Genomic DNA, 26138 nt, shown 5'->3' with positions numbered 1-26138 from the left:
TCTCCAGTTCGGTTCGTGCGGATGCAGCGGGGAAGGAAGCGGCGAGGAAAGTGGCGTGCAGCGATCAGTCGATGCGCGCGTACGCCGGCAGGGTCAGGAAATCGGTCAGTTCGTTGCTGCGGCTCAACTCGGCGAGCAGGGTGATGGCTTCTTCGATGCGGCCGCCACCGGGCAGCGCCGAGGCGTCGCCGAGGCGCGCCGGCAGCTGCGCCAGGGTGGTATCGAGCAGCGCCAGGTCGATGGCGGTGCCGTCGTCCAGCTGCTGGCCCGGCGTGTGCAGCCACTGCCACAGCTGGCTGCGGCTGATCTCGGCAGTGGCTGCGTCCTCCATCAGGTGGTGGATCGGCACGCAGCCGTTTCCATCCAGCCACGCTGCCAGGTAGCGCACGCAGACTTCGACATTGCCTTCGAAGCCAGCGCGGGTGATCGTGCCTGGCGGACGCGCGATCAGTTCGTCGCGGCCCACGCGCACGTCCTGGCGCAGCACGTGGTGCTGGTTGGGCGTGGGCATGTGTTCGTCGAAGATCGCCATCGCCACCGGAATCAGCGCAGGGTGCGCGACCCACGTGCCATCGTGGCCGGCGCTCACTTCGCGCAGCTTGTCGGCACGCACCCGCGCCATCGCCTGCTCGTTGGCAGCAGCGTCGTTGTTGATCGGAATCTGCGCAGCCATGCCACCCATCGCATGTGCGCCGCGGCGATGGCAGGTCTGGATCAGCAGTTCCGAATACGCCTTCAGGAACGGCTGGGTCATGGTCACCTGGCCGCGCTCGGGCAGCACGCGGTCAGCGTGGCGGCGGAAGGTCTTCAGGTACGAGAAGATGTAATCCCAGCGCCCGCAGTTGAGGCCGACGATGCGATCGCGCAGGGCATGCAGGATCTCGTCCATCTCGAACACTGCCGGCAGCGTTTCGATCAGCACGGTCACCTTGATCTGCCCGTGCGGCAGGCCGAGCATGCCTTCGATGTGCGACAGCGCGGTCTCCCACAGCGCCGCCTCTTCCATGCTCTGCAGCTTGGGCAGGTAGAAGTACGGGCCGCGATCCCTGGACTGCAGCGAGCGCGCATTGTGGAAGGCGAACACCGCCGCATCGAACAGGCCGCCGGCCAGGAACTGGCCATCGACGCGCACATGCTTTTCGTCCAGGTGCCAGCCGCGCGGGCGCACGATCAGCACCGCCTGCTCGTCGTAGGGGCGCAACGCGTAGTGCTTGGCCGCCTTGCCGTTGGATGCCGGTGCGGTGTACTGCAGGTCACCGCGCACCGCAGCAGCCAGCGATTGCTGACCGGCCAGCAGGTTGCGCCAGGTCGGCGAGGTCGAATCCTCGAAGTCGGCCATGAACACTTTGGCGCCGGAGTTCAGCGCGTTGATGACCATCTTCGGGTCGGTCGGCCCGGTGATCTCGACGCGGCGGTCCTGCAGCGCGGCCGGAAGCGGCGCCACGGTCCAGTCACCGCTGCGGATCGCGGTGGTGTCCTGGCGGAAGTCCGGCAGGCCACCCTGGTCGAAGTACGCCTGACGCTCGCGGCGGGCCTGCAGCCGCGCCTGCCGGCCGGGTTCCACTGCCCGGTGCAGGGACACCAGCAGCGCCAGCAAGGGCGCCGGCAGCACGGTGGCCTGGCCCGCCACCTGGGTCGCCAGGGCGATGCCCGGCGTGGCCTTGGCGGCGGTGGAGGGAACAGCGGAAGCGACGGCGGACATGGGAGGACTCCAGCGAGGGGAAACGACTCCACCGTGCCGCCGCAGCCCTGTATTTGGCAAAACAGTTTTTGCAATGCTTTACATAAGTTGTGCTAATACTTATGACGCCATGACCACGCGCCCCTCGCCAAGCCCCCGTTTTTCCTACAAATCCGATCGGCTGAAGCCGCTGCGTGCGTTCTGTCAGACCGTGCGTCTGGGCTCGGTCTCACGGGCGGCTGAGGCGCTTTTCGTCAGCCAACCGGCCATCAGCCTGCAGTTGCAGGCGCTGGAGCGCGAGCTGGGGGTGCCCCTGTTCGAGCGCAGCGGCCGGCGCCTGGTGCCCAGCCGCGAGGGCCAGCTGCTGTATGAAATGGCGCAGCCGCTGGTGGAAAGCCTGGACGGCCTGGAAGCACGCTTCCGCGACAAGGTGCGCGGACTGGACGCGGGTGAACTGAACATCGCCGCCAACAGCTCGACCATCCTGTACCTGCTGCCGAAGATCGTCGAGCGCTTCCGCCAGCATTACCCCGACGTTCGCCTGACCCTACACAACGCCATCAGTGCCGACGGGACCGACCTGCTGCGCGAGGATGCCGCCGACCTGGCGATCGGCTCGATGACCGATGTGCCGGCCGACCTCAGCTACGCCCCGGCCTACCGTTTCGAACAGGTGCTGATCGCCCCGCATGACCATCCGCTGGCCAGCGGTGGCGAGCTGGAACTGGCCGACATCGCCCGTTACCCGCTGGTGCTGCCGCCGAAGCGGCAGATCACTTACCGGCTGGTGGACCAGGTGTTCCAGCGCCACCGCATCGCCTACACGGTTGCGCTGGAAGTGGGCGGCTGGGAAGTGATCAAGCAGTACGTGGCGATGGGCATGGGCATTTCCATCGTGCCAGCGCTGTGCCTGAACGATGCCGACCACGAGCGGTTGGCCGCACGCTCGATGAAGCGTTGGTTCCCGGAGCGGAGTTATGGGGTGATCGTGCGCCGCGGCAAGGCGCTGTCGGCGCAGGCGCGGGCGTTTGTCGAGCTGATCCAGCCGGAGCTGTTCAGTCCGCGCGATTACGACCAGAGCGGGCATTCGGAGCGGTGAGGGTTTGCCGGCAGGGCTGCGCCCTGCACCTGCGGAGGCCAGGGCAACGGCACCATCAAAAGCAATCGCAACAGCGGGCTATCCATCGGATGGCGGGGCGGTGTGGGTGGGCAGGACACGCCGTAAACCCGTCCTTGGGGGCTCGATGGCGCCATCCATGGCGCCATCGGTCCTGCCCACCCACACCGCCCCGCCTCTGTCAGATTTCTGCGAACTGTCGGGGGTCGGATCCCGTTGCTGTGCAACGGGCTCTGACCCCTGCCTCGTTCTGTGCTGCTGTTGGTGGGTGTCGACCTTGGTCGACACGGTAGATCCACGCCATGCGTGGATGGGGATTCCCGGGGCCGGGCTGGATAGACTGCAGGCATGTCCATCGAACTCCGCCATCTGCGTTACTTCCTCGCCGTCGCCGATACCCTGCACTTCGGCCAGGCGGCCGAGCGGTTGGGGATGTCGCAGCCGCCGCTCAGCCAGCAGATCCGGCAGCTGGAGGAACTGATCGGTGCGCGGTTGTTCGTGCGCAGCCATCGGCGTGTGCAGCTGACAGCTGCGGGGGAACTGCTGCAGGAGCGTGCGCGCAGCATCGTGCAGCAGGTGGAATCGGCGGTCGATGAGGTGCAGCGCGCGCAGCGTGGCGAGCAGGGTGAGCTGCGTATCGGCCTGACCCGGGCCACGCCGTTGTCGCCGCAGATTCCGCGTTCGATCCTGCAGTACCGCCAGCAGTATCCGCAGGTGCGACTGCAGCTGAGCGAGATGAATACCCTGCAGCAGATCGATGCGCTGCTCGATGGCTCGCTGGACGTGGGCATCATCCGCAAGCGCACGCTGCCGGCCGAGCTGGTGGCGCACAGCCTGTTCGTCGATCCACTGGCGTTGATCGTGCATGCCGATCACCCTGCCCTGCGCCGCCTGTCGAAAGGCGGGACGCTGGCGTTGCGGGATCTGGCGCAGGAACCGTTCGTGGCGTTCCGCCGCAGCGCCGGGGCGGGCATCCATGACCACATGATCGCGCTGTGCGCTGCGGCGGGCTTCACGCCGCGCATCGTGCAGGAGGCCGGTGAGGCTTCGACGTTGATCAGCCTGGCTGCTGCGGGACTGGGTGCAGCGATCCTGCCTTCGTCGTGCGACCACATCCGGGTGGAAGGTGCGCGCTTCGTGCCGCTGGCCGATGCCGGCGCGCATTCGGAAGTGCAGCTGGCATGGCGCCGCGAGGGGGTGACACCGTTGATCCGCAATTTCGCCGGGCTGCTGCGCGAGGCGTTTGCCGAAGAGTGAGGTGCATCGCACCCGGTAGTGGCCAACCTTGGTTGGCCCAGGGGCACAACGCCGACCAAGGTCGGCATCTACCGGAGCAGGATCAGGCCGTCACCGGCTGCGGGGCGCGCTGCTGCAGTGCCCACACGATGCCACCGCCGATCACGGTCAGCAGCGCGGCGAACGCGCACACGCCCAGCCAGTCCCACGCGGCGTAGGCCAGGCCGCCCACGCCGCCCAGCACGCTTGAACCCAGGTAATAGGCGAACAGGTACAGCGCCGACGCTTCCGCTCGCATCGAACCGGCGCGGCTGCCGACCCAGCTGCTGGCCACCGAATGGCCACCGAAGAAACCAAACGTCACCAGCGCGATGCCCACGGCCATCGCCGACAGCCACGGCATCGCCAGCAGCACGATGCCGGCGGCGATCAGGCCGAAGGAGATCGACAGGATGCGACCGCGCCCATAGCGCGTAGCCTGCTGGCCCATCCACGCCGAACTGAAGGTACCGACGAGGTACACGCTGAAGATCAACCCGACCACGGTCTGGCTGAGGTGGTACGGCGGCGCCAGCAGGTGGTAGCCGAGGTAGTTGTAGAGGGTGACGAACACGCCCATCAGCACGAACGAGGTGGCGAACAACCACGGCAGGCCAGGGTCGGCGAACAGCGTGCGCCAGCGCGCGGGCAGCTGGCGCAGGCCACTGCGGCTCGCCTGGAAGTGGCGCGACGGCGGCAGCTGCAGCCACAGCAGCACGGTGCTGGCCACGGCGATGATCGAGACCACGCCGATGCCCCAGCGCCAGCCCCAGTGGTCGGCAATGATGCCGGCCAGCAGGCGCCCGCTCATGCCGCCGATGGCGTTGCCGCCGATGTACAGGCCCATCGCCAGGCCCAGCGCGCGGCTGTCCATCTCCTCGACCAGGTAGGTCATCGCCACCGCCGGTACGCCGCTCAGCGCCAGCCCCAGCAGGGTGCGCAGCACCAGCAGGGTGGACCAGTCATCAACCAGTGCCGTGCACAGCGACAACGTGGCCGAGGCCAGCAGCGCAACGATCATCAGCGGGCGCCGGCCCACCACATCGGACAGCAGGCCGGCCAGCAGCATGGCCACGGCCAGGGTGCCGGTGGTCAGCGACAGCGACATCGCGCTGCCCGCAGCGGACACGCCGAAGTGGCGGCTGAACTCGGGCAGCAGCGGCTGCACCGTGTACAGCAGGCCGAAGGTCGAAAAGCCGGCCAGGAACAGCGCCAGCGCGGTGCGGCGGAAGGCCGGCGTTCCCTGCTGGATGCGGGTGTCGGCGGCAGCGTGGTCAGTGCGGGGACGGTCGGCGAGGGCCGCCGGAGTTTCGCCAGTCATGGGGGCGGTGGGCCGTGGGGGCGGCCGGAATGGAGAGGACGGGCCTCAGACTAGGCCCGTCCATCCAGTCGATCCATAACCTGATATGTCAGGATTGATACTTCTGGCATATCGATTCAGCTTACAACCGCTGCCACTCGAAGCCGTCGCCACGGCGGTAATAGACCGCCACTGCGCGGCCGTAGATCTTGTCCGCATCGACAAAGCCGAAGAAGCGGCCATCAAAGCTGTTGCCGCGATGGTCGCCCAGCACCAGTACCTTGCCGGCGGGCACCTGCAGATCCGCGATGTCCGGGCCACCGCCCCTGTCCAGGTCGAGGCTGGCGCGGCGCTCACCGAAGGCTTCGGTGTCGGCCAGGTCAGCGATCTGCAGCGGCTGGCCGTTGATGCTCAGGTGGCCAGCGCGCAGTTGCACGTGATCGCCTGCCACGGCAGCGACGCGCTTGATCAAGCGGGTGCCGTCGGCCGGTGAATCGAACACGGCCACTTCACCACGCTGCGGCGTGCCGGTACCCAGCAGTTCCTTGCTGGTGAACGGCAGGCGCAGGCCATAGGCACGCATGTCCACCACCACCCGGTCGCCCGGTTGCAGCGTCGGCTGCATCGAACCGCTGGGCACGACGTAGTGGTTGGCGAGGGTGTCGCGGGCGGCGGCGAGCAGGCCCAGCATCACCAGCAGGGGCAGCGCTTCTTTCTTCAGCCAGATGAGCGCGCGCTCTGCGAACGGCGGACGGGCAACAGCATCCATGTCAGGCTCCGGAGTCAGTGGTATCGGCATCAGACCACATCCGGCCCGAAGAGGTTCCCGCGCCCGCATCCTGTAGAGCCGATTGCTCGACGCTACGGAACGGCAGCCGGGCATGGCCCGGCGCTACCGATGCAGGGTTACGCAGGTTTTACGCCCAGGCACGGCACGGGGCATCGCACCTTTACGGCCACCACGCGCATCGTGTGCCTACCGCGCCGCAGGGCGCTTTCCGCAAGGTGTTGTATGACCCTCCTGGTGATCCGGCATGCGTCGCCGTCGGTGCCGCGTCCGCTGCTGCCGGCCGAGTTGTCCGGCCATCCGGTGCTGTGCACCGACTGCGCCAGCCTGGCCGATGTGCGCCAGTGCCTGTGCCAGCCGCAGGCGCGCAGCGCGGACTGGGTGCTGCTTGATGTCGGCGCGGCCGACGAGGCGCAATGGTGTGCCGAGAGCGGTGCGTTGCAGGCGGCGTTGGACGGTCTGCCGGGGGAGTACATCGAACTGCAGTCACCCCATCAGCTTGGTCTGGAAGCGCGCCTGCGCCTGCAGCATGGCCCGGCCGCCGTGGTGGTCGACCAGCGCAGCCAGCAGGCGGGTTATCCGCTGTCGTTGGCCATCGTCGGCCGCCGCCTGGCACGGGAGGGCTGAGCCATGTCGATCTTCATCATCCGTGGCCCGGAAGCGGCTGGCGCGTTGATCCGTACTGCCGCGCCGCTGCCGGCGCCGGTACTGAAATCACTGGTGCATCGTGCGATCGATGCGGGCACCAGCGTGGCGATCCGCGCCTGCGGTTCGGAGCAGGAACTGCTGGACGCGCTGCGCGTGGCCGACCACAGCCGTGGCGAAGTGACGCTGCTCGATCCGGGCGCATGCGCCGACAGCCTGCGTCTGCAGCGGCTGCTGCCGTACCTGCACAACGCCTATGTGGAAGTGCATGACGACGGCGCAGTGGCGGAGCCGTGCCTGCCGGCAGGCGTGGGCCAGCGATTGGGGATCGCGGCCGGCTATGGCGCGCAGAGCTACGTGCTGGCGCTGGATATCGCGCTGGATCACCTGGGGTTGGCCGAGCAGGCGAACCGGGTGCATGTAGGGACCTGATGGCCGGGCTGCGGCCGGCACCCGGTAGTGCCGGCCGCTGGCCGGCAACCTCAACAGCGACAGCCAAAGCCGGTTTCCTGGGGGATGGCGCGGTGGGTCCGGTTGCGGGGGACGCTGCAAGTACGTCCCTGTAAGCTCGGTCGCGCCATCCATGGCGCTCACGCCCCCACAACCGGACCCACCCCGCCTTCGACAGATTTTCGCGAACTGTCGGAATGGCATGGTCTGCTCTTGGTGGGTGTCGACCTTGGTCGACACATGGGTCCACGCCGTGCGTGGATGAGCGACAAACTGCGGAATCTGTCGATGGCATCGACGCAAAAAAAAACGGCGGGGTTGCCCCCGCCGTTTTTTCTTTCGTACTTCAGGCCGCGCTTACTTCAGGCCGCGGAATTTCAGCAGCGGTTCCACCGACGGGTCCTTGCCGCGGAAATCGCGGTACAGGGTCGACAATTCCACGCTGTTGCCGCGCGAGAGGATCTTGTCGCGGAATTCCTGGCCGTTGGCGGCGGTCAGGCCACCGTGTTCGGTGAACCACTGGTAGGCGTCATGGTCCAGCACTTCCGCCCAGAAGTAGGCGTAGTAGCCGGCCGAATAACCGCCACCCCAGATGTGGTCGAAGTAGGTGGTGCGGTAACGCGGCGGCACCTGCGGCAGGTCGACCTTGAACTTCTTCAGCGCGCTGGCTTCGAAGGCGCCGACATCCTGCAGCGGCGCATCGGCCTTCTGCGTGTGCCAGGCCAGGTCGAGCAGTGCGGCCGACAGGTACTCGGTGGTCGCATAACCCTGGTTGAAGCTGCGTGCCTTGAGGATCTTGTCGACCAGTTCCTGCGGCATCGCTTCGCCGGTCTTGTAGTGCTTGGCGTAGTTGGCAAACACCTTCGGGTCCAGCGCCCAGTGTTCGTTGAACTGCGACGGGAACTCGACAAAGTCACGCGAGGTGGCGGTGCCGGCGATCGACGGGTACTTCACGTTCGAGAACATGCCATGCAGTGCATGGCCGAACTCATGGAACAGGGTGGTGACGTCGTCGAAGCTGATCAGCGCAGGCTGGCCAGCGGCCGGCTTGGTGAAGTTGCAGACGTTGTAGACCACCGGCTTGGCGCCGGTCAGGCCGTCCTGTTCGACGAACACGTCCATCCAGGCGCCGCCGGACTTGCTGTCACGCTTGAAGTAGTCGGTATAGAACAGGGCCAGCGAGGTGCCGTCCTTGTCGAACACTTCGTACACCTTCATGTCCGGGTTGTAGGTCGGAATGTCGGTGCGCGGCTTGAAGGTGATGCCGTACAGCTGGGTGGCGGCGTAGAAGACGCCGTTCTGCAGCACGTTGTCCAGCTCGAAGTACGGCTTGATCTGCGACTCGTCCAGATCGTACTTGGCCTTGCGCACCTGCTCGGCGTAGAAGTCCCAATCCGAGGCAGCCACCTGGAAACCACCCTTCTGGGCGTCGATCACCTTCTGGATCTCGCCGGCTTCGGCACGTGCCTTGGCGGTGGCGGCAGGCACGGTGTCGGTCAGCAGCTTCAGCGCGGCCGCCGGGGTCTTGGCCATCTGGTCGCCCAGCTGGTAGTCGGCGAAGGTGTCGAAGCCGAGCAGCTTGGCCTTCTGCGCACGCAGCTGGGCCAGGCGCTGCACGGTCTGCCGGGTGTCATTGGCATCGCCGCGCTCGGCACGGGTTTCCGAAGCCTTCAGCACGGCCGCACGCTGGTCGCGGTCGGTCAGCGAGCCGAGCACCGGCTGCTGGGTAGTGTTCTGCAGCGGCAGCAGGAACTTGCCGTCCAGCTTGCGGTCCTTGGCGGCGGCGGCGGCATTGTTGACCGCGTCGTCGTCCAGGCCGGCCAGCTTGGCCTTGTCGTCCACCACGACTGCGGCAGCGGCGGTTGCAGCCACCAGACGGGTGTGGAACTGGGTGGACAGCGTGGTTTCTTCCACGTTGAGCTTGCGCAGGCTCGCCTTGTCGGCGTCGGACAGCTGTGCGCCCGAGCGCACCAGGCCATCGTAGTAATGCTCGACCAGGCGCTTCTGCACCGGATCCAGGCCCAGCGTCTCGCGCTGGTCGTACAGCGACTTCACCCGCGCGAACAGCTTCGGATCGAGGTTGATCTCGTCCTGGTGCGCGGCCAGCTTCGGCGCTACTTCTTCCTGGATCTTCTGGCGGGCATCGTTGGTATCGGCCTGGACCAGGCCGAAGAAGATGCGCGACACGCGGGTCAGGGTCTCGCCGCTGCGCTCCATCGCCACGATGGTGTTGTCGAAGGTGGCCGGTTCGGCGCTGTCGGCGATCTTGCGCACGTCGGCCAGATGCAGGCGCATGCCTTCTTCGAAGGCCGGCAGGTAATCGCTGTCCTTGATCTTGTCGAACGGCGGTGCCTGGAACGGCAGGCTGCTGGCGGCCAGCAGCGGGTTGGTGGAGGCTTCGGCCGGCTGCTGGGCCGGTGCATTCTGGGCTTCGGACACGGGGGTGGACTCCTTGCCGGAACAGGCCGCCAGCGCCAGGCTGATGGCGGCGGCCAGGACTACGGTACGCGACATGTAAAACGCTCCTTGGGCAGACGGTACGGGATGGCAGCCGTCCACCCTACTCCTGTCGCAGGCGCCCGGCATGTGCCGGACGTGGCGTCTACGCTGCGGGCAGCGACCGGCTCAGACCGTGCCGCGGGTCTTGCCGATCCACGGCCGGTAGAACTCGCGGATGGTCGCCATGTCGGCGGCATCATCGCCGGTCGGCGTGAACAGCGGACCGATGCCGATGATCTTCTCCGGGTAATGGAAATAGGCCGCCAGGATCGGCACGTCCGCCATCCGCGCGATCTTCAGGAAGCCAGCCTTCCATTCCTTGACGGCCTTGCGGGTGCCTTCCGGAGTGATCGCGAACCACATCTTCTCGTTGTTGCGCAGCAGGTCCACGGCCTGGCCCACGGTGCCCTGCGGCGAGCTGCGGTCCAGCGGGATCACGCCGAGCCTGTGCAGCAGCGGGCCCAGTGGCCACCAGAACAGCGAGGCCTTGCCCAGCACCTTCACTTTCATGCCCAGTGCGATCTTCGCGGCCATGCCCCACAGCCCGTCCCAGTTGGACGAATGCGGGGCGATGATGAAGACCACTTTCGGCACATCCGGCAGGGTTCCGGTCACTTTCCAGCCGCCCATGCGCAGCGTGCAGCGCGCCAGCCAGCGCAGGAAACGGTTGGGCTTGACCTGCGGCATGTTCGGCGGAATGGCCGGCAGCAACGGCGTCGGGTTGTTCAAGCAATCACTCCCAGTCACGTGATGAGCGCCCGCGCTTGATCTGCGCGCGCCCGCGTTTGGCGTCCAGACGACGCAGTTTCGACCCGAAGGTCGGCTTGGTGGCCTTGCGTGGTTTGGGCACGCTCAGCCCGGCCTGGATGAAGGCCGCCAGCCGCTCGCGCGCATCCTCGCGATTGCGATCCTGGGTCCGGAAACGTTGCGCGTCGATGACAAGCACACCTTCGCCGGTCATGCGCCGGTCGCGCCGCGCCAGCAGGCGCTCGCGCAACGGTTCGGGCAACGAGGGCGAACCGGCCACGTCGAAACGCAGTTCCACCGCGGTGGAGACCTTGTTGACGTTCTGGCCGCCGGCGCCACTGGCACGCACGAAACGCTCGACGATCTCGCCGTCGGGGATTTCAAGCTGCGCGCTGATGGTGACCGGTCCGTTGCCCATCCGCGCATTGTAGCGGCAGGCGCGTTGCCGTGGCTGCCATCGCGCACCGTATGCCGCCGATCAGGCACCGAACACGCCGCCTTCGCCTTTGCCGGGGGTATGCTTGCCGTCCCGTGTACTGCAGGACGCTCCGCATGACCCGCTTGCTCCCCTCCCTGTTGCGCCGCGCGACTCTGCTGCTGGTGCTGGCCGCAGCAAGCGCGCCGGTGCTGGCCGCAGCGCCCACCGATGGCGACATCAACCGCCTGCTGTCGGCCTCGCGTGCGCAGAGCATGATCGACACCATGCTGCCGCAGATCGAAGCGATGCAGCAGCAGCAGTTCCAGCAGGTGGCCGCACAGCGCCAGCTCAACGCCCAGCAGCAGGAACAGCTGCAGCGCATCCAGGCGCGTACCAGCCAGACCCTGCGCCAGGCACTGTCGTGGCAGCAGCTGCGGCCGATGTACGTGGACCTGTACAAGAAGACCTTCAGCAAGGAAGACGTGCTGGCCATGGCCGAGTTCTACGAGAGCCCGGCTGGCCAGAGCCTGCTCGACAAGACTCCGGCACTGATGCAGAACGTGATGGTGGCGATCCAGACGCGCATGCAGCCGCTGTTCGCCGATCTGCAGAAGGATCTGGAAGCGATCGTCAACGAGCCGGAAAAAAAGTGAGGTAGCGCCGGCCGCTGGCCGGCAACCCGGATTTCCGTAGCGCCCGAGCCCATGCTCGGGCGGCGGCGCGCAGCGCCGGGAAGCGCAGCCGAGCGTGGGCTCGGCTCTACAGGTCCTGGCTCCAGCCGAACAGGTCCAGCGCCTTCTGGAACTCACCGTCGACCGGGGCGCGCACGTCCACCGTGCCGCCATCCGGATGCGGGAAGCGCAGCCGCTCGGCATGCAGCAGCATGCGGTGTACACCCTGCATGCGGAAATTGCGGTTGTGCCGGCCATCACCATGGCTGGTATCGCCGATCAGGTGGTGTGACAGGTGTTTCAGATGCCGGCGGATCTGCCGGAAGCGCCCCGTCTGCGGCTGGCAGCGCAGCAGCGCGTAACGCGAACTGGCGAACTCCCCCACCGGCACCGACAGTTCGCCGGCCGCCAGACGCTGGAAGTCGGTCACCGCTGGCTTCTTCACCGGCTTGCCCGGACCGCCGTCCAGATCATGGTCGACCTGCCAGGTCTCCTCGGCCGGCCAACCGCGACAGATCGCCAGGTAATCCTTGCTCACTTCGCCGCCCATCAGCGCCTTGCCCAGCATGCTGGCGGCGTCACGGTCGAAAGCCAGCAGCAGGCAGCCGCTGGTGGCGCGATCCAGGCGGTGGACCAGGAAGATCGGCCGACCCAGCTGCTCGCGCAGGCGATCGGCGAGGAAATCATCTTCGCCACGGGCCAGCTTGCTGTCGTGGACCATCAGCCCGGCCGGCTTGTTGACCACGGCCAGGCGTTCATCCAGGTGCAGCAGCTGCAGGGGCGCGGTTTCAATCTCGACCGCAGCGAGGGTGTCAGGTTCGGTGCTCACCGCGCGATTATAAAGGCCTGTCCTCTGTAGAGCCGAGCCCACGCTCGGCTGCTCCGCGCGACCGGCAATAGCGTGCCAACCAAGGTTGGCACCTACCTGTAAAGCAGTCAGGCGCTGCGCAGCGCCAGCAGTTCGCCATTGCCCACCGGCACCAGGCTGGTGGTGAACGCCGCATCGGCGGCCAGCAGGGCGCGCAGCGGCTCCATCTCAGCGGCATGCGAGGTGGCGTTGTCGACCACCAGCAGGCCACCGGGGCGCAGTACGCGGCGCAGCTGAGGCCACCAGCCTGCGTACTGCCCGCGATCCGAATCCAGGAACAGCAGGTCGATGCAGCCCTCATCGGCGTGCGCCAGCCACTGCCCTGCATCACCGTGGACCAGTTCGATGCGTTCACCCAATCCACTGCGGGCGAAATTCGCACGGGCCATCGCCACCTTGTCGGCGGCGAACTCCAGCGTGGTCACCCTGCCATCAATGGCAGCGGCGGCCTCGGCCAGCCACAGCGTGGAATAGCCATTGGACGTGCCGATCTCCAGCACGCGCCGCGCGTTGCCGAAACGCACCAGCACCGACAGCAGTTCCCCGGTATCGGCGGTGATGTTGAGCATGCGCCGGCCGCGCTCGGATTCGCGAGCGTCGTTGTGGGTGCCGAAGCGGGCCAGTTCATCTTTAAGTGCAGCCAGATCCATCGGCTCGATCTCCGCGGTACGGGCAAACGCCGGATGGCGATGCGCCAGCACCATTCTCGCTGCTTCCACAGCGCGTGTCCGTATCTGCACATTGACGTCATCGGCCTCCCTGGATTCCTTCGCCAACTGCCGGTGGTCGATGCCTTGTCACGCCACGTTGTTGCGCGGCAAGGCCTGGTCGGAGCATCGACCCATTTTCGTAATGTTCCTAGGTCCTTTTTCACCTGGCCATTGCGATAGTCCGCGCCCGCAGCAGTGCGTTCAACGCGTCTGCCGCATTCCCTCTGGATTCCCGCAAGGACATGGCCATGGCCCACGACATCCTGGCAATCGGCGCCCACCCTGATGACATCGAACTGGGCTGTGGCGGCAGCCTGGCCAAGCTCGCCTTCGCCGGCGCCCGCATCCACGCCCTGGTACTCAGCCGGGGTGGACGCGGCTGCCACGATGGCGCTGACCGCAGCGACGAATCGCATCGCGCGCTGCGGCAACTCGGCGCCCGCCAGGTGCTGCAGCATGATTTCCCGGACACCTGTTTTCCGTCCTGCCGCAACGCCATCATCAGCGCGCTGGAACAGGCGTGCGAAGCCATCCAACCGCAACGCGTCTACACGATGTGCGGCGAAGACCATCACCAGGATCATCGCACCGTCCATGAAGCCTCGATCGTTGCCTGCCGCAGCGTCCCGCAGATCCTGTGCTACGAAAGCCCAAGCACGCTGCCGCAGTTCGCACCGCAGGTGTTTGAAGACATCAGCGTGCAGCTGGAGTTGAAGATCCGCGCACTACGCGAGCACGCCAGCCAGGGGGATCGCCATTACATGCAGGAAAGCCACCTGCGCTGCCATGCCCAGTTCCGCGGCCAACAGGTGGGTATCGGCCCCAGCGAGGGCTTCCTGCCCCATCGGCTGGTGCTGTGATGAAAACCCTGCTGTTCCTGGCAATGTGCGCCTTCATCATCGTGCGTCTGCTGGTCCACGCAACGCGCAGGCCCAGTGTGAAGCTGCGCAGCATCGATGCGATCGTGCCGGCCTACAACGAAGCACCGTGTCTGCGACGTTCGCTCACCGATCTGCTGCAGAACCCCTACATCGCGCGGGTGATCTGCGTGAACGATGGCTCCACCGATACCACCGCGCAGGTGCTGGACACGCTGCAGCTGGAGTGGCCTGGTCGCCTGCTTGCCGTGCACCAGGCCAACACCGGCAAGGGCGGTGCGCTGATGCACGGGCTGCAGCATGTGACCACCGCCCAGGTATTCCTGACCGATGCTGACACCCGCGTCGATCCGCGCAGTACCGGCCTGGGCCACCTGCTGGCGGAAATCGAACAGGGCGCCGACGCGGTGGGGGGCGTGCCATCGTCATGCCTGCAGGGCGCCGGCTTTCTTCCGCACGTACGAGCCAGCCTGAAGCTGCCGATGATCGTCATCAAGCGCAGCTTCCAGCAGTGGCTGGGCGGAGCGCCGTTCATCGTCTCTGGCTCCTGCGGGCTGTTCCGCACCAGCGTACTGCGCAAGGTCGGATTTTCCGACCGCACCCGGGTCGAGGACCTGGACATGTCCTGGTCGCTGGTGGCCCAGGGCTACCGGGTACGGCAGAGCATCCGCTGCGTGGTCTACCCGCAGGAATGCAGCACGCCGGTGGAGGAATGGCGACGCTGGCGGCGCTGGATCGTCGGCTACGCCGTGTGCATGCGCCTGCATCGGCGGTTACTGCTGACCCGCTTCGGCCTCTTCAGCATCCTGCCGATGATCCTGCTGGCGCTGCTGGGGATCGCCGCTGGGCTGCAGGTGGGATTTGGCGCCGCTACGGTGCATGGCCCCGCTGGCCTGGTAGTGGCGGTGGTGCCGCTGGTCTGGATCGGCATCGTGATGGCGTTGGGTGTGGTCAGTGCCGTGCATCACCGGCGTCCATGGCTGGTGCCGGCCGCAGCGTTCTCGGTGCTGTATGTGCTGCTGGCCTATGCGGTCTGGTTGATCCACGGACTGAAGGGGTTGTTCACCGGCCGCGAGCCTGCACGCGACAAGCCGACGAGGTATCCGCATGTGGTGGAGTGAACTGGAAGCAATGGCCGGCGAACTGACATCGCTGCAGCCCTGCCTCGATCCACGTACGGACATATCGCCACAGGCGACGATACGCGGTGCGGTGCACGTCGGCGTCGGCAGCCGAATCTGCGATGGCGCCCATATCCAGGGACCAGTGTCGATCGGACGCGACTGCCTGATCGGCAACCATGCGCTGCTGCGTGGTCCGCTGCGCATCGGTGATGGCACCCGCATCGGCTTTGCCAGCGAGCTCAAGAACACCGTGGTCGGCCAACGGGTCAGCATCGGTCCGCAGTGCTTCATCGGCGACAGCCGCATCGACGACGACGCCTATCTTGGCGCCCTTGTGCGCACCAGCAACCATCGCTTGGACGGCGCGTCGATCGCCGTGCATGTCGATGGCCAGATCATCGACAGCCAGCGCGACAAGCTCGGCGCGTGGGTCGGCGCAGGTGCGGCTCTGGGCGTCGGCGTGATCATCCTGCCCGGTCGCATCGTCGCACCGGGTAGCCAGTTCGGCCCGCGGATCACCGTGGAACGGAACCTCCCGGCAGGCCGCTATCGCCTGCTGCAACACCTGCATTCCCAACCCCTGGAGTAATCACCATGCGATTCATCAATCGTGGCGCGCTGCCGTGCGCCCTGCTGCTGGCTGCGGCCAGCGCCCATGCCGGTGTCGATCGTGTTTCCCTGCAACTGGACCACACCGACTACAACGAAGGCTTCGGCAAGCGCGACGTGCAGACAGTGGATGTGGCAGGTCGTACCGGCGCCAGCCGCTGGCACCTGGGCCTGGCCCACGGTGAGCGCGATTACGGTACTTCGCGCTACAGCGGAAACCGGGTGCAGGGTTCGTTGCATCACGACTGGTCAGCCACCGTCGCCACGCGTACGTCGGTGATTGCGTCCAACGACGATCCGGTCTTCGTCAACCGCCAGATCAACCAGGACATCCTGTGGAAGGTCGCCGGGCAGACCGTGCTGAGCGTGGGCGGCAAGTACGCCGAGTACCACGGCAGCGGCTACGTCAGCGGTTGGTCGGTCGGTGCCACCCACTACTTCCCGCGGGTCACGGCATCGGTCAAGCATGAGCGCCATCGCCAGTCCAACGGGCCTGATGGCCATGGCAGCACCGTGTCGCTGCGCCTGAAGGATCGCCAGGGTCATGGCTCGACGCAGCTGTGGCTGGGCAGTGGCACGTCGGGCTATACCGCCGACGCCGACCCGCTGCTGCTGCGCGAGCACGATGCCAAGCGCGTGTTCCTGCGCCGCAGCCAGCCACTGGGAGAGCATCTGGTACTCGACGTCGGACTGGGCAAGACCTGGCACAAGACGCGCCTGGATCGCTTCCAGAGCGTGCATACGCAGGTGGGCCTGGGCTACCGCTGGTAATCCAGCCGGCGACGACGGTCCGCCGTCGTCGCTGTTTCAGCAGGCTGCGGTCATCGCCACCAGGCACGCGCCAGCGCGAATGCGCCAACCGCACCGGACACCCAGCTCCACGCCGGTACCTCGCCCCAGTACCAGCCCGGCGGCTGCAGCACGTACATCAATGCGGCAATCGCCAGCAGACCAACGCCGGTGATCGCCCCGACCGCGCGCTTCTGCAGCCGCTGCAGGCTGGCATCGAGCGCGACCAGATCGCGCGAACGCATCGCCAGTTCATGGCGACCTTCCACCTGCTGGGTCAGCCAGGCATGCACCAGGCGCGGCATGTCCGGCGCATGGGTCATGATTTCCGGCAGGCGCTTGCCGATCTCGCGCACCACACGGCGCGGGCTGTAGCGCTCGCGCAGGATCTTCGCCAGCACCGGCTTGGCCACGGCCCAGATGTCGATCTGCGGATCGAGCTGGCGACCGACGCCTTCGATGTTGAGCAGGGTCTTCTGCAGCAGGATCAGCTGCGGCTGCAGGGTCAGCTGGTAGCGCTGGGCCACGCGGAACAGCTTCATCAGCACTTCGGCCAGCGAGATCTGCGACAGCGGGCGGGTGAAGTACGGCTCGCACACCGAGCGCACCGCCGCTTCCAGATCATCGATGCGCACGTTGTCGGGCATCCAGCGCGCCTGCACGTGCAGTTCGGCGATGCGGCGATAGTCGCGGTTGAAGATGGCCATGAAATTCTCGGCCAGGTAATACTGATCTTCCTGCGAGAGCTGGCCCATGATGCCGAAGTCCAGCGCGATGAAGCGCGGGTTGTCGCGGCGCGCCGGATCGGTGTCGACCCAGATGTTGCCGGCGTGCGCATCGGCGTGGAAGAAGTTGTCGCGGAACACCTGGGTGTAGAACACCCGCACGCCCTTGGCGGCCAGCGCCTTGCGGTCGATGCCGGCCTTGTCCAGTGCGGCGACGTCATCGGAGGGAATGCCCCAAACGCGCTCCAGGGTCAACGCACGCTCGGCGGTGTGGCTCCAGATCACTTCCGGCACGTACAGGTCGTCGCTGTTTTCCCAGAAGCGGCGCAGCACGCTGGCATTGGCACCCTCGCGCTGCAGGTCCAGCTCGGCGGCCAGGGTGTTCTCGACCTCGGCCACCACTTCGCGCGGGCGGATCTTGTCGGCACGCGGATGGGTGCGCTCGACCAGCGTTGCCAGCGAGTTGAGCAGGGCGATGTCGGCGTCGATCTGCTTCTCGATGCCCGGGCGCAGCACCTTGACCACCACCTGGCGGCCATCGGCCAGGGTGGCCGCGTGCACCTGCGCGATCGAGGCCGAGGCCAGCGGTTCGGTATCGAAACTGGCGAAGGCTTCGCTGACCGGCAGGCCGAGCGCTTCCTCGACGATGCGGCGCGCGGCGTCGCCGTCGAAGGGCTTGACCCGGTCCTGCAGCAGGGTCAGCTCATTGGCCACATCCGGCGGCACCAGATCGCGGCGGGTCGACAGGATCTGCCCGAACTTGACGAAGATCGGCCCCAGGTCCTGCAGCGCCAGGCGCAGGCGCGCACCGCGCGACTGTGCGGCGATGTCGGCCGAAGCGCGCGGTACGAACGGCTTGGCCAGGCGCAGCCAGCGCTCGGCCGGCGTGTCCTGCAGCAGGTCGTCGAGGCGGTAACGCAGGATCACCCGGCCGATGCGGCTGGCCCGCAGCAGGGCCTTCATGCGGCACCCCGCAGGCGCTGCACGCGTGCGCCGAGGCGCTCGACATCATCGCGCAGCACGTCCACATCGTCGTGGAAGGCATCCAGTTCGGCACGTGGCACCACGTCGCGCGATTCCTCGGTGATGAATTCAGCGGCGCTGTGCGCCAGATCGATCGCGCCCTGGCGGGCGTGTTGCAGGGCACTGCGCAGGGTATTGGCCACCTGCACGCCCAGCACTTCGCCGAACACGCTGACGAACGGCTGCTGCCAGTCAGGATCGAAGCCCTTGGCCAGCTGCTGCAGGCGACGCGCCAGTTCGGCGTCGCCGGCCACGCGTACGCGGCCCTTGCCGTTGTCAGTGCCTTGGCGGGCACGCGCCAGCAGCGGCAGCTGCGCCAGCACGCCGGCCAGGCTGCTGCGCACGGCCAGGTCGGCTTCCTGTGCATCCACCGGGCCAACCCGCAACTGGTTGCCGTCGACGCTGATGCGCATCGCCAGCGACGGGGCGTCCAGGGTCAGGTCGATGTGGCGGCCGTCGAGGCTGGCCAGGGCATGACGGGTATCCGGATCCAGCGCCAGCGCGCGGTTCAGGGCGGTCTGCAGGGCGCGGCCAGCGACCGGCTTGAGGGACTTGAGCAGGGAAAGAGCCATGTGCGCATTCTACCTGCGTGGGTGGTGAGCTTGGGCCGGGCTGCCGCCCGGCACCCGCAAATGCAAGGTCAACGTCAGAAGCAGTCTGCTGAGGGAGTCGGGGTGGGAGGGGCAGGCGGGACACGCCGTAAACCCATCCATGGGGGCTCGTAGGCGCCATCCATGGCGCCTGCGGTCCCGCCTGCCCCTCCCACCCCGACTTCGACAGTTCCCCGCGATCTGTCGGAACGGCGCGGGGTCGGCTGCTGCTGTTGGTGGGTGTCGACTGCTCCTGTAGGTGGGTGTCGACCTTGGTCGACACGCAGATCCACGCCATGCGTGGATGACACGCGCGACTGGATTTCTGGTTCATCTGTGCCTCACGCGGAAGGCCGACGAAGGTTCATGCTATGGAGCCACGCAACGCACAGGACATCGCAACGCCATGGCACGGACCCGGGTCGGCATCATCTTCGGTGGCAGGTCTTCCGAACACGAAGTTTCGCTGCAGTCGGCGAAGAACATTCTCGATGCGCTGGATCGGGAGCGCTTCGAGCCGGTGCTGGTCGGCATCGACAAACAGGGCCAGTGGCACCTGAGCCAGCCGGACACCTTCCTGCTCAATGCAGATGATCCGGCGCGCATTGCCCTGCATGCTTCCGGTACCGCGCTGGCGGTGCTGCCCGGCACCGAGCAGGCGCAGCTGCAACCGACCGATGCGGGCAGCGCGCTGGGGCAGATCGATGTGGTGTTGCCGATCGTGCACGGCCCGCTGGGCGAGGACGGTGCGCTGCAGGGGCTGTTGCGCATGGCCAACCTGCCTTTCGTCGGCTCGCCGGTGCTGGGCTCGGCGGTGGCCATGGACAAGGACGTGACCAAGCGCCTGCTGCGCGATGCGGGCCTGATGGTGGCGCCGTGGGTATGCATCCGTCGCCATGAGGCCGATGTGATCGATGTTGCGGCGCTGATCGAAGTGCTTGGCCTGCCGTTGTTCGTGAAACCGGCCAACCAGGGCTCATCGGTGGGCGTGAGCAAGGTCAAGGACGCCGATGGTTTCGCCGAGGCATTGCAGACCGCGTTGCGCTACGACCACAAGGTCCTGGTGGAATCGGCCGTGGTCGGCCGCGAGATCGAATGTGCAGTGCTCGGCAACGAGCGGCCCCAGGCCAGCGTCTGTGGCGAGGTTGTACTGCACGACGAGTTCTACGCCTACGACACCAAGTACATCAACGAAGACGGTGCTGAAGTGGTGGTGCCGGCCGCAATCGATGCGGCAACGCAGGCGCGTATCCGGGAGATCGCGTTGCGGGCCTATCAGGCGCTGGAGTGCGCTGGCATGGCGCGGGTCGATGTGTTCCTCACTGCCGACGGGCGGATCGTCATCAACGAAGTGAACACGCTGCCCGGCTTCACCCGCATCAGCATGTATCCGAAGCTGTGGGGTGCCAGTGGCGTGGACTACACCACGCTGATCACACGCCTGATCGAACTAGCGCTGCAACGGCACGAAGCCGATCGCGGATTGCATAGCGCGGTGCGTTGACCGCGCTTCGGTAGTGCCGGCCGCTGGCCGGCACTACCGCTCAAGCGGTCATGTGCGCTTGCGGAACATCGAGATCACGGCCAGCACCAGGAACACCACGAACAGGATCCAGGCAATGTTGCTGGCGGCACCGGCAATGCCGGAGAAGCCGAGCACGGCGGCGATGATGGCGATGACAAAGAAGATGACGGCGTAATGCAGCATGGTGCTCCTCGCAGGTGGTCGGCCGTGGGTGGCGTTGTGTCCATCCTGCGCATCTGCCGGTGTGCAACCGGTGATGGCGATCTCTGCGCGTAATGAAGGCTTCAGCGCGGTGATGCCGCCGTCATGATGCCGCCTTCAGCCGTCGCAGTCCTTCTTCGATGCTGACCTGCGGCACGTAGCCGAAATCACGACGTGCCGGCTCCATGCTGTACCAGTGCGGCGTGCACAGCTGCTCGGCCAGGAAGCGCGTCAGCGGCGGCTCGCCACGCAGGCGCAGCAGCGGCCACAGCCGCTCGCAGATCGCACCGATGCGATACGCGGTCTTGAAGCTGATCGCCTTGTCCACGGTTGGAGCACCCACCGCCTGCAGCAGCTTGTTGACCAGCTCACGCATCGGCAGCGGCTCGCCATTGGAAATGAAGTACGCCTTGCCGGCGCAGGCCGCGCCCGGTGCCAGCGCCTCGAAGGCAAGGAAATGCGCCAGCGCGGCGTTGTCGATGTAGGTGGTGTCGACCTTGTTGTTGCCATCGCCCACCAGACGCAGGCGGCCAGCGCGTGCACGCTCGGCCAGGCGCGGCACCAGCTGCTGGTCACCCGGGCCCCAGATCAACCGCGGGCGCAACGCCACCGTCGCCAGCGTGGCGTCATTGGCAGCCAGCACCCGCTGTTCGGCAATCGCCTTGGTCGCCGCATACGGCGCCTGGAAATCCTCGCCATAGGGGACTTCGTCCGCACCCAGTCCTTCCACCGGGTGCGTGGCGCGATGGGTCACGCTGGGCGTTGAGGTGTAGACCAGCTTGCCGATGCCATGTGCGCGGCAGGCCGCGATGACGTTGTCGGTGCCGACCACGTTGGCCTGGTGGTAGCTGTCATAGCTGCCCCAGGCGCCGGCCTTGGCACCGTTGTGGAACACCGCATCGACGCCGGCCACCGCATGCAGCACCGCCTGCGGGTCGGCCAGGTCGCCGCGGATCTGGCCCACGCCCAGCGCCTGCAGTTCCGGGTAATGGCTGCGGTTGAACGCCAGCACCTGGTGGCCACGTTCGACCAGGCCACGGCACAGCGCCTGGCCAAGGAAACCACCACCACCGGTGACCAGGATCTTCATGCGCGCTTCTCCAGTTCGGCGCGTGCCCAGACGGCGAGCTTCTCGCGGCCGATCTTGGCGTTGTGACGGATATCGACGGGGAACGCCGGATGCATCAGCACGTGTTCCAGCTTCATCTCGGGCAGACGCGCAGCGGCCGTCGCATGCAGCGCCTCGCGCAAGGCAGGGCTGTCGGACTGGCCACGCTGCAGCTCCACGCACAGCACCGGCTCCTGCGCACCGGCGGCGCCGACACCGACCAGCGCGGTGCGTGCCACCCCGGGCACGGTGTTGAACACCGGCTCGACCTGTTCGGTGTACAGCGGCCCGTGCGCGGTTTCCACGCGATGGGTCTTGCGGCCACAGAACCACAGCCGCCCCTGCGCATCGAAGTAGCCGACATCGCCCATGCGATGCACGATGCGGACGCTGCCATCGGCCAGGGTTTCGCTGATCTTCGCCGCCGCCGTCGCCTGCGGACGGTTGAAGTAACTGTCGGTGGCCGTTGGCCCGGCCACGGTGATCTCGCCGACTTCGCCCACGGCCAGCACGCGCGCCTGCGACCAGTCCGGCAGCGGCGCGTCGTCGATGGCGATGATGCGCACTTCGTTCGGAGCGACCACGCTGCCGACGCAGGTGCCGGCACCGCCCTCGGTGGCCGCGCGCGTACGCTCCAGCTCGCGCCCCTCGACCACTGCCACCGGCAGGCACTCGGTGGCGCCATACGGTGTCCAGAACTGCGCATCGGCCGGCAGCAGACTGCGGATGGTGGCGACCACGTCCGGCGGCACCGGTGCACCGGCGGAGGTCACCCGGGTCACCGATGGCAGCGGCCGCCCATGCCGCGCCAGCACCCGCATCAGCGCAGGCGAACCGAACAGCTGGGTCACGCCGAACCGCTGGATGGCGTCATGCAGGCGCGCCGAGTCGGCCTGTGCCGGCCGGGTCGGGTCCATGTCCGGAATCACCGAGGTCAGGCCCAGCGCGGGATCGAACAGGGCAAACGGCGGGAAGGTCGGCAGGTCCACCCCGCCCGCCTCCATGCCAAAGGCGCTGCCCAGCAGCTCGATCTGGCCAACGAAGTGGCGGTGCCGGTAAACCACGCCCTTGGGCACGCCGGTGGAGCCGCTGGTGAACAGGATCGCTGCCGTGTCCTCGCCATCGGTATCGGCCAGCATCGCGCCGCTGTTGGCGCCGGCACGCTCCAGTGCGGCCAGGGTGGTGCCGCCCCAGCCCAGCCGACGGCCGACGGTGACCAGGCGGGTCGCCGAAGGCGCCCAGCGCAGCGCCAGCCGCGCCACGTGGGCCAGCGGGATACCGATGAAGGCCTGCGGCTGTGCCTCGTCCAGGCACTGCTTCAGCGCGCGCTTGTCGATGCCCGGATCGACCAGCACCGGCACCGCGCCCAGCTTGAACAGGGCGAACATCAACAGGAAGAACTCCGGCGACGGCCGCACCATCACCACCGTACGCACCCCGCGGCCGATCCCGTAGCCGGCCAGGCCGGCCGCCATCGCATCGCTGCGGGCGTCCAGCTGGCGGTAATCGAGGGTCACGTCGTAGGCCGCCATGCCGTTGCCGGCGCCGCGTCGGCCGGGGCAGCGGATGGCGATCTGGTCGGGGCGTTCACGCGCCAGCTCGGGCAGCCGCGCGGCGATGTTGCAGGATCGGTTCATCCGTTCATTGTCGCCGCTTACGGAATTTCTTGCGCGGCGGCCGCCAGCGTGGAAAATCCGCATCCTCGTCCCTTCCCCGATGCCGCCCGAGGCGGCTTGCCCATGCAACATCCCTGCATGACCTGCGGCGCCTGCTGCACCCAATACCGCGTGGCCTTCCACTGGATGGAATCGGACGAGGTCACCCCCGGCGGCGTGCCGCACCAGCTCACCGAAGTGCTCGACCCGCACCGCCTGTGCATGCGCGGCACCCATTCCAAGCCGGTGCGCTGCGTGGCGCTGGATGCGCAGATCGGCGTCTATTCGCGCTGCACGATCCATCCCAACCGGCCCAGCGTGTGCCGCGAAGTGGATGCGTCATGGGAATACGGCAAGGCCAGCGCGCAGTGCGACAAGGCGCGCATCGCCTATGGCCTGGATCCGCTGACCCTGGCCGACTGGCGCTGGCGCGATGAAGCAGGCAACGACGACGACCACCCGGACGACAACGGCAACAGCCCCTCGCCGCAGGCCCCGATCGCGGCATGACAGGCGGGGCCGGATCCGTTTCCGGTACGGGAACGGCTCTGACCCCGGATACAACAACGCCGGGCATGGCCCGGCGCTACCGAAGGGATCCGTAACAGACGGGGTCAGAGCCCTCTCTACGAGAGGGATCCGACCCCGGATCCGATCAGATCGGATTCGCGTCCAGGAACGCGCGGATCTCCGGCACCAGCACTTCATGCTTGTCCTCCAGCACGTAGTGACCGGCATCTTCGAACGCATGTACCTGCGCCTGCGGCAGTGCAGCCTGGAAGCCCTTCAGGAAGTGGTGGTCGAACACGAAGTCGCGCAGGCCCCAGCCGAGGAAGGCAGGGCGATCGGCGAAGGACGGCAGCGCCTTGCCGGCGCGCTCCAGCAGTGACCACGCCTTGTCGGCCGGCGACAGCGGGATGTCCTGCATGAAGCGGATGGTGCTGATGCGGTTGGCGTAGCTGTTGTATGGCGACACGTAGGCGCGGCGCACATCGGCCGGCATCTTCCGCTCCACGCCCAGCCACGACGCGCCGGAGGAGAACGCATTGAAGGTGCGGATGATCCACTCACCGATCTTCCAGTGGCGCCCCAGCGCGATCTGCCACGGCATCTTCTTCGCCGCCGGCATCGGGAACGCGGCGGTGTTGAGCACCACCAGGCGCTTGACCTGATCGTGGTGCGACAGCGCCCAGCCAAAGCCGATCATGCCGCCCCAGTCGTGCACGGCCAGGGTCACCGGGCCGGTGATGCCCAGATGCTTCAGCAGCGCATCCAGATCATCCACGCGCGACTGCAGCGTGTATTCGTAGCGGCTGTCGTCGGGCTTGTCCGACAGGCCCATGCCGATATGGTCCGGCACGATGCAGCGATACCTGTCCGACAGGCCGGCCACCAGCGTGCGCCAGTAATAGCTCCACGACGGGTTGCCGTGCACCATCACCACCACCTCGCCGTCGCGCGGGCCTTCGTCGAGATAGTTCATCGACAGGCCGGGGCGAACCTCGAAACGCTGCGGGTGGGCGGGGTAACCGGGAAGATCGCGCATGCGGAGCACCTTGGAAGAATCGCGGCGCAGTGTAGAGCCGAGCCGATGCTCGGCTGCTCTCCGGTCAGGCCGCGGAAGAACCGCGCTGCGCGCGTGAGCCGAGCGTGGGCTCGGCTCTACAGGGAGTCTGGCAGAAGGGTCTTACCAGACCACTTCGGCCATCGAGCAGTTCAGGCCCGAGCCGATGCCCAGAAGCGCGATGCGATCGCCCTTCTTCAGCTTGCCCAGCTGCTTGAGCTTGCTCAGCACGATCGGCACCGAGGCCGGACCGATGTTGCCGTGCTCGCCGAAGATGGTCATGACCTTCTTCGGGTCGATGCCGAAATTCTTGATGAACGCAGCGGTGTGCGGCTGGCTGACCTGGTGGATGACGAACTGGTCCAGCTCTTCCACCGCCCAGCCCAGTGCGATCTTGGCGGCGGTGAAGGTCTTCTGGGCCAGCTTGATGCCCTCGATCAGCAGCATGCGGGTGTCGGTGACCATGCGGTCCAGGTTGCCCAGGCACAGCTGGTTCCACTCGGTGGCCGAACGGGTCACGCCACCCTTGTAGCGCGGCGCGTCGGGCACCAGCTCCGAACGGGCCATCACCATCGCGGCCGCACCGGAACCGGTGGTCAGCGCCGCCAGCTCATTGCGGAAGTCGTCGGCGGTGACGTCCGGCGCGGTCATCCGCTCCAGGGTCTTTTCGTACACCAGGTTGGCGGTCTCGCCATCCACCACCAGCGCGTAGTCGATCTCACCGCGCTCGAGCATGCGCGCCGCGATGTCCATGCCGTTGATGAAGGCCAGGCAGGCATTGGCGACGTCGAAGGTCATGCACTCGTCGCTGACACCGAGGTTGCCGGACACGATGGACGCGGTGGACGGCTCCAGGTAGTCACGGCTGACCGAGGTGTTGATCAACAGGCCCACCTGCGTCGCATCGATGCCTGCGTCTTCCAGTGCCTTGCGGCCGGCCATGGTGGCCGCGTCGGACGCCAGTACGCCGTTGTCCCACAGGCGGCGCGCGTGGATGCCGGCGATATCGCCGAGGACATCGGTACGGATACCAAGGCGATCCAGCGTCGGCTGCAGCCGTTCGTTGATTTCCTTGGTCGTCAGCGTGTGCGGCGCATCAACGTGAGCCAGGCCGGCAATCGAGACATTCTTGAAGAGCATCGAGGTTAGCGCCAAGGCTCAGGCAAAGGGGGCGCTATT

The 26138-nt window shown here is 66.9% G+C and carries 26 protein-coding genes; 11 read left to right on the top strand and 15 right to left on the bottom strand.

Annotated elements, in window-relative coordinates; all coding sequences use genetic code 11:
* Window positions 1-64: 64 nt before the first annotated feature.
* Entirely contained in the window at window positions 65-1702 is a 1638-nt protein-coding gene (aceB, locus tag QOL57_RS20685) for a malate synthase A (protein WP_089241544.1), read from the bottom strand.
* A 109-nt stretch (window positions 1703-1811) separates the two neighbouring features.
* On the opposite strand from aceB, the gene QOL57_RS20680 reads away from it, so the two are divergent.
* Together QOL57_RS20680 and QOL57_RS20675 are read left to right on the top strand one after the other, a co-directional pair.
* Window positions 1812-2780, top strand: coding sequence for a LysR family transcriptional regulator (locus tag QOL57_RS20680; protein WP_089241546.1), 969 nt, complete (start codon window positions 1812-1814; stop codon window positions 2778-2780).
* A gap of 366 nt (window positions 2781-3146) precedes the next feature.
* Complete coding sequence (locus QOL57_RS20675; RefSeq protein ID WP_089241548.1) at window positions 3147-4055, top strand: LysR family transcriptional regulator; 909 nt, start codon at window positions 3147-3149, stop codon at window positions 4053-4055.
* 82 nt (window positions 4056-4137) lie between these two features.
* Here the strand turns inward: QOL57_RS20675 and QOL57_RS20670 are convergent, their stop codons facing one another.
* Both QOL57_RS20670 and lepB read right to left on the bottom strand, forming a co-directional pair.
* A complete protein-coding gene (locus QOL57_RS20670) occupies window positions 4138-5394 on the bottom strand; it encodes an MFS transporter (RefSeq protein WP_089241550.1) in 1257 nt (418 codons plus the stop codon).
* Between the two features lie 121 nt (window positions 5395-5515).
* The gene (gene lepB, locus QOL57_RS20665) at window positions 5516-6142 is read right to left on the bottom strand and encodes a signal peptidase I (RefSeq protein WP_089241552.1); all 627 of its coding nucleotides are present in this window, start codon (window positions 6140-6142) and stop codon (window positions 5516-5518) included.
* 243 nt (window positions 6143-6385) lie between these two features.
* Here lepB and QOL57_RS20660 point away from each other — a divergent pair, with 243 nt between their 5' ends.
* Window positions 6386-6787, top strand: a complete 402-nt coding sequence (locus tag QOL57_RS20660; protein ID WP_089241554.1) for a hypothetical protein — start codon at window positions 6386-6388, stop codon at window positions 6785-6787.
* Window positions 6788-6790: 3 nt separating this feature from the next.
* Window positions 6791-7237, top strand: coding sequence for a hypothetical protein (locus tag QOL57_RS20655; RefSeq protein WP_025875822.1), 447 nt, complete (start codon window positions 6791-6793; stop codon window positions 7235-7237).
* A gap of 375 nt (window positions 7238-7612) precedes the next feature.
* Here the strand turns inward: QOL57_RS20655 and dcp are convergent, their stop codons facing one another.
* The 3 genes from dcp to arfB form a co-directional block, all read right to left on the bottom strand.
* Complete coding sequence (gene dcp / locus QOL57_RS20650; protein WP_089241556.1) at window positions 7613-9769, bottom strand: peptidyl-dipeptidase Dcp; 2157 nt, start codon at window positions 9767-9769, stop codon at window positions 7613-7615.
* Window positions 9770-9880: 111 nt separating this feature from the next.
* The gene (locus QOL57_RS20645; protein WP_089241558.1) at window positions 9881-10483 is read right to left on the bottom strand and encodes a lysophospholipid acyltransferase family protein; all 603 of its coding nucleotides are present in this window, start codon (window positions 10481-10483) and stop codon (window positions 9881-9883) included.
* A 4-nt stretch (window positions 10484-10487) separates the two neighbouring features.
* Entirely contained in the window at window positions 10488-10919 is a 432-nt protein-coding gene (gene arfB / locus QOL57_RS20640; RefSeq protein ID WP_089241560.1) for an alternative ribosome rescue aminoacyl-tRNA hydrolase ArfB, read from the bottom strand.
* Between the two features lie 134 nt (window positions 10920-11053).
* Between arfB and QOL57_RS20635 the strand changes: the two genes are divergently transcribed.
* The gene (locus QOL57_RS20635; protein WP_089241562.1) at window positions 11054-11572 is read left to right on the top strand and encodes a DUF2059 domain-containing protein; all 519 of its coding nucleotides are present in this window, start codon (window positions 11054-11056) and stop codon (window positions 11570-11572) included.
* A 106-nt stretch (window positions 11573-11678) separates the two neighbouring features.
* Here QOL57_RS20635 and QOL57_RS20630 read toward each other — a convergent pair whose 3' ends face one another.
* Together QOL57_RS20630 and QOL57_RS20625 are read right to left on the bottom strand one after the other, a co-directional pair.
* On the bottom strand, window positions 11679-12419 hold the full coding sequence (locus QOL57_RS20630) for a pseudouridine synthase (protein ID WP_089241564.1): 741 nt from the start codon (window positions 12417-12419) through the stop codon (window positions 11679-11681).
* A gap of 107 nt (window positions 12420-12526) precedes the next feature.
* Complete coding sequence (locus tag QOL57_RS20625) at window positions 12527-13108, bottom strand: O-methyltransferase (protein WP_089242008.1); 582 nt, start codon at window positions 13106-13108, stop codon at window positions 12527-12529.
* A gap of 308 nt (window positions 13109-13416) precedes the next feature.
* On the opposite strand from QOL57_RS20625, the gene QOL57_RS20620 reads away from it, so the two are divergent.
* From QOL57_RS20620 to QOL57_RS20605, 4 genes are read left to right on the top strand one after another with little or no spacing between them, the layout of a single operon-like run.
* Window positions 13417-14028, top strand: a complete 612-nt coding sequence (locus QOL57_RS20620) for a PIG-L deacetylase family protein (protein WP_089242010.1) — start codon at window positions 13417-13419, stop codon at window positions 14026-14028.
* A complete protein-coding gene (locus tag QOL57_RS20615; protein ID WP_089241566.1) occupies window positions 14028-15167 on the top strand; it encodes a glycosyltransferase family 2 protein in 1140 nt (379 codons plus the stop codon). Before QOL57_RS20620 ends, QOL57_RS20615 begins: the two co-directional genes overlap by 1 nt.
* On the top strand, window positions 15154-15759 hold the full coding sequence (locus QOL57_RS20610; protein WP_089241568.1) for an acetyltransferase: 606 nt from the start codon (window positions 15154-15156) through the stop codon (window positions 15757-15759). Before QOL57_RS20615 ends, QOL57_RS20610 begins: the two co-directional genes overlap by 14 nt.
* 5 nt (window positions 15760-15764) lie before the next feature.
* Window positions 15765-16550 carry a YaiO family outer membrane beta-barrel protein gene (locus QOL57_RS20605; RefSeq protein WP_089241570.1) on the top strand — a complete coding sequence of 262 codons (786 nt, stop codon included), beginning with the start codon at window positions 15765-15767 and terminating at the stop codon, window positions 16548-16550.
* A 50-nt stretch (window positions 16551-16600) separates the two neighbouring features.
* Here the strand turns inward: QOL57_RS20605 and ubiB are convergent, their stop codons facing one another.
* The gene (gene ubiB / locus QOL57_RS20600; protein WP_089241572.1) at window positions 16601-18256 is read right to left on the bottom strand and encodes a ubiquinone biosynthesis regulatory protein kinase UbiB; all 1656 of its coding nucleotides are present in this window, start codon (window positions 18254-18256) and stop codon (window positions 16601-16603) included.
* Window positions 18253-18888, bottom strand: coding sequence for an SCP2 sterol-binding domain-containing protein (locus QOL57_RS20595; RefSeq protein ID WP_089241574.1), 636 nt, complete (start codon window positions 18886-18888; stop codon window positions 18253-18255). Before QOL57_RS20595 ends, ubiB begins: the two co-directional genes overlap by 4 nt.
* A gap of 424 nt (window positions 18889-19312) precedes the next feature.
* Here QOL57_RS20595 and ddlA point away from each other — a divergent pair, with 424 nt between their 5' ends.
* Complete coding sequence (gene ddlA / locus QOL57_RS20590) at window positions 19313-20410, top strand: D-alanine--D-alanine ligase (protein ID WP_089241576.1); 1098 nt, start codon at window positions 19313-19315, stop codon at window positions 20408-20410.
* Window positions 20411-20458: 48 nt separating this feature from the next.
* On the opposite strand, the gene QOL57_RS20585 is transcribed toward ddlA, so the two are convergent.
* The 3 genes from QOL57_RS20585 to oleC all read right to left on the bottom strand — a co-directional run bounded on the left by QOL57_RS20585 (window position 20459) and on the right by oleC (window position 23377).
* Window positions 20459-20614, bottom strand: a complete 156-nt coding sequence (locus QOL57_RS20585; protein WP_025875842.1) for a DUF1328 domain-containing protein — start codon at window positions 20612-20614, stop codon at window positions 20459-20461.
* Between the two features lie 121 nt (window positions 20615-20735).
* The gene (oleD, locus tag QOL57_RS20580; protein ID WP_089241578.1) at window positions 20736-21722 is read right to left on the bottom strand and encodes a 2-alkyl-3-oxoalkanoate reductase; all 987 of its coding nucleotides are present in this window, start codon (window positions 21720-21722) and stop codon (window positions 20736-20738) included.
* A complete protein-coding gene (gene oleC / locus QOL57_RS20575; RefSeq protein ID WP_089241580.1) occupies window positions 21719-23377 on the bottom strand; it encodes an olefin beta-lactone synthetase in 1659 nt (552 codons plus the stop codon). The genes oleD and oleC overlap by 4 nt, the downstream gene beginning before the upstream one ends.
* Before the next feature lie 102 nt (window positions 23378-23479).
* Between oleC and QOL57_RS20570 the strand changes: the two genes are divergently transcribed.
* The gene (locus QOL57_RS20570) at window positions 23480-23905 is read left to right on the top strand and encodes a YkgJ family cysteine cluster protein (protein WP_089241582.1); all 426 of its coding nucleotides are present in this window, start codon (window positions 23480-23482) and stop codon (window positions 23903-23905) included.
* A 145-nt stretch (window positions 23906-24050) separates the two neighbouring features.
* Here QOL57_RS20570 and QOL57_RS20565 read toward each other — a convergent pair whose 3' ends face one another.
* Both QOL57_RS20565 and QOL57_RS20560 read right to left on the bottom strand, forming a co-directional pair.
* A complete protein-coding gene (locus tag QOL57_RS20565; RefSeq protein WP_089241584.1) occupies window positions 24051-24941 on the bottom strand; it encodes an alpha/beta fold hydrolase in 891 nt (296 codons plus the stop codon).
* A 141-nt stretch (window positions 24942-25082) separates the two neighbouring features.
* A complete protein-coding gene (locus QOL57_RS20560; protein ID WP_025875853.1) occupies window positions 25083-26099 on the bottom strand; it encodes a 3-oxoacyl-ACP synthase III in 1017 nt (338 codons plus the stop codon).
* Window positions 26100-26138 lie beyond the last annotated feature (39 nt).

The sequence above is a fragment of the Stenotrophomonas sp. yr243 genome, from assembly GCF_900184195.1.
Taxonomy (GTDB): domain Bacteria; phylum Pseudomonadota; class Gammaproteobacteria; order Xanthomonadales; family Xanthomonadaceae; genus Stenotrophomonas; species Stenotrophomonas lactitubi.
The sequence above is the reverse complement of the archived record's forward strand: the minus strand, read 5'-3'. Positions and strand labels throughout refer to the sequence as shown.

Coding starts and splice junctions, on each gene's coding strand:
- aceB (WP_089241544.1), bottom strand. CDS start 1,702: ATGTCCGCCGTCGCTTCCGCTGTTCCCTCCACCGCCGCCAAGGCCACG.
- QOL57_RS20680 (WP_089241546.1), top strand. CDS start 1,812: ATGACCACGCGCCCCTCGCCAAGCCCCCGTTTTTCCTACAAATCCGAT.
- QOL57_RS20675 (WP_089241548.1), top strand. CDS start 3,147: ATGTCCATCGAACTCCGCCATCTGCGTTACTTCCTCGCCGTCGCCGAT.
- QOL57_RS20670 (WP_089241550.1), bottom strand. CDS start 5,394: ATGACTGGCGAAACTCCGGCGGCCCTCGCCGACCGTCCCCGCACTGAC.
- lepB (WP_089241552.1), bottom strand. CDS start 6,142: ATGGATGCTGTTGCCCGTCCGCCGTTCGCAGAGCGCGCGCTCATCTGG.
- QOL57_RS20660 (WP_089241554.1), top strand. CDS start 6,386: ATGACCCTCCTGGTGATCCGGCATGCGTCGCCGTCGGTGCCGCGTCCG.
- QOL57_RS20655 (WP_025875822.1), top strand. CDS start 6,791: ATGTCGATCTTCATCATCCGTGGCCCGGAAGCGGCTGGCGCGTTGATC.
- dcp (WP_089241556.1), bottom strand. CDS start 9,769: ATGTCGCGTACCGTAGTCCTGGCCGCCGCCATCAGCCTGGCGCTGGCG.
- arfB (WP_089241560.1), bottom strand. CDS start 10,919: ATGGGCAACGGACCGGTCACCATCAGCGCGCAGCTTGAAATCCCCGAC.
- QOL57_RS20635 (WP_089241562.1), top strand. CDS start 11,054: ATGACCCGCTTGCTCCCCTCCCTGTTGCGCCGCGCGACTCTGCTGCTG.
- QOL57_RS20625 (WP_089242008.1), bottom strand. CDS start 13,108: ATGGATCTGGCTGCACTTAAAGATGAACTGGCCCGCTTCGGCACCCAC.
- QOL57_RS20620 (WP_089242010.1), top strand. CDS start 13,417: ATGGCCCACGACATCCTGGCAATCGGCGCCCACCCTGATGACATCGAA.
- QOL57_RS20615 (WP_089241566.1), top strand. CDS start 14,028: ATGAAAACCCTGCTGTTCCTGGCAATGTGCGCCTTCATCATCGTGCGT.
- QOL57_RS20610 (WP_089241568.1), top strand. CDS start 15,154: ATGTGGTGGAGTGAACTGGAAGCAATGGCCGGCGAACTGACATCGCTG.
- QOL57_RS20605 (WP_089241570.1), top strand. CDS start 15,765: ATGCGATTCATCAATCGTGGCGCGCTGCCGTGCGCCCTGCTGCTGGCT.
- ubiB (WP_089241572.1), bottom strand. CDS start 18,256: ATGAAGGCCCTGCTGCGGGCCAGCCGCATCGGCCGGGTGATCCTGCGT.
- QOL57_RS20595 (WP_089241574.1), bottom strand. CDS start 18,888: ATGGCTCTTTCCCTGCTCAAGTCCCTCAAGCCGGTCGCTGGCCGCGCC.
- ddlA (WP_089241576.1), top strand. CDS start 19,313: ATGGCACGGACCCGGGTCGGCATCATCTTCGGTGGCAGGTCTTCCGAA.
- QOL57_RS20585 (WP_025875842.1), bottom strand. CDS start 20,614: ATGCTGCATTACGCCGTCATCTTCTTTGTCATCGCCATCATCGCCGCC.
- oleD (WP_089241578.1), bottom strand. CDS start 21,722: ATGAAGATCCTGGTCACCGGTGGTGGTGGTTTCCTTGGCCAGGCGCTG.
- oleC (WP_089241580.1), bottom strand. CDS start 23,377: ATGAACCGATCCTGCAACATCGCCGCGCGGCTGCCCGAGCTGGCGCGT.
- QOL57_RS20570 (WP_089241582.1), top strand. CDS start 23,480: ATGCAACATCCCTGCATGACCTGCGGCGCCTGCTGCACCCAATACCGC.
- QOL57_RS20565 (WP_089241584.1), bottom strand. CDS start 24,941: ATGCGCGATCTTCCCGGTTACCCCGCCCACCCGCAGCGTTTCGAGGTT.
- QOL57_RS20560 (WP_025875853.1), bottom strand. CDS start 26,099: ATGCTCTTCAAGAATGTCTCGATTGCCGGCCTGGCTCACGTTGATGCG.